Genomic DNA, 1660 nt, shown 5'->3' with positions numbered 1-1660 from the left:
GGCGGATTCTAGGGGTCGTGGAAACACTTCCTATGTTTCGGTTGATGCTAGCAGTTGGGCCATCCGTTCGGCTGGGGTGTCGTAGTCGAGGGTTTTTCGAGGTCTCCGGTTTAGTTGCATGGCAACGAATTCGAGATCTTCTTCTGAGTAGACACTGAGGTCTGTTCCTTTCGGGAAGTATTGGCGCAGCAGTCCGTTAGTGTTTTCGTTTGAGCCTCGTTGCCAGGGGGAGCCGGGGTCACAGAAATACACTGGGCAGTCAGTTGCGATGGAAAATGCTTTATGTCCTGCCATTTCACTGCCTTGGTCCCAGGTTAGGGAGCCTTTAAGGTGTGCGGGTAACGTGTCGATGGCTTTGGTTAGGGCATTTCGTACCTCGACTGCGCTGTGCCCATCAGGCAGATGCAGCAGCATCACGTACCGTGTGGTGCGTTCGACAAGAGTGCCGATTGCTGAGTTGTTTCCTTTCCCTAGGATGAGGTCGCCTTCCCAATGGCCGGGGACAGCTCGATCGTTGACTTCTGCTGGGCGGTCGGAAATCATCACCATCGGGTCAACAAAACGCTTACGTGGAACACGCTGGCCACGAGGTTTGCGTTGTGTTTGACCACGACGCAGCGCAGCTGCAATTTCTTTTTTCAGCTCGCCTTTAGCCTGGAAGAACAATGATTGGTAGATGGTTTCAGGACTCACATGCATAGTGTCATCGTCTGGATATTCCTTACGCAACCGCCCAGAGATTTGCTCGGGTGAGTATCTGCCCTTCAACATCATCCACACCACCTCGCGCAGTTTCGGGTTCGCATCGAGTTTGCGTTGCTTAGGGCGGAACCTGCGCAGCACTGATTTACGGTGAGCATGCGACGGCAAATACACACCAAACTCATCTCTATTGCGTGTGAGCTCTTTACTGATGGTGCCGGCACTGCGGCCGAGTCGTCTGGCGATCTCTCGGACGCCTCGGCCCTGCCGTTGTAGATCAAAGATCATCTCGCGTTCTTCAATCGACAGGTAACGGGAGGAAATACGGCGATCGATTCGCTCTTGCGGGATGACATGAACAGGAACAGCCTGACGACCGTCAACATACGGGATAACCTGCATAAGCCTGTTATATAACGCCGTATCCGGCCCGTCTGGAACAAACGGCACACGAATATTTCTTACCTTGATAAGTCCTTTATCGATATCTAAGGCATCACGTCTATCGATGCCGCACGCTGTGGCGGCATCTTTACGGCTTAAAGCATTGGTACGCAGTATGAGATACCCACAACGCCGCGTCGTTGCTGCAGCTCTGCGACCATGCGGGTTACGCCGCCACAAACCAAGCTCGATGCCAATGCGATAGACCACACTTGAGCCAACCGACGAGGCACGCACAATATCCATTGGGGCTAGCCCCTGAAGCCATAGCCTTTTTACTTCGGCATATTCCGCCGAGTGTGTCTTTCGTTTCTGTCGCAGAGGTATTTGGTGCTGATGTGCCAGCCGGTAGGCCACCGAAAGCGGCAACTCCAGCACACCGGCTGCGGCGCGAACCGAACTACCTGCTCTGACTAGCGAGCACAACCGCTCAACGACAGCAGCCTCCGGCTGCCAAATCGAACCCATGAAACTACCTAACTGATGTCAGGTGTTTCCACGACCCCTAGAATCC

General features: G+C 53.9%; 1 protein-coding gene. It reads right to left on the bottom strand.

The window, feature by feature from the left end; all coding sequences use genetic code 11:
• Positions 1 to 30 precede the first annotated feature (30 nt).
• A complete protein-coding gene (locus tag CORAM0001_RS11240) occupies positions 31 to 1260 on the bottom strand; it encodes an IS30 family transposase (protein ID WP_425265871.1) in 1230 nt (409 codons plus the stop codon).
• Positions 1261 to 1660: the final 400 nt, after the last annotated feature.

Source organism: Corynebacterium amycolatum SK46 (genome assembly GCF_000173655.1).
Classification (GTDB): Bacteria; Actinomycetota; Actinomycetes; order Mycobacteriales; family Mycobacteriaceae; genus Corynebacterium; species Corynebacterium amycolatum_A.
The sequence above is the reverse complement of the archived record's forward strand: the minus strand, read 5'-3'. Positions and strand labels throughout refer to the sequence as shown.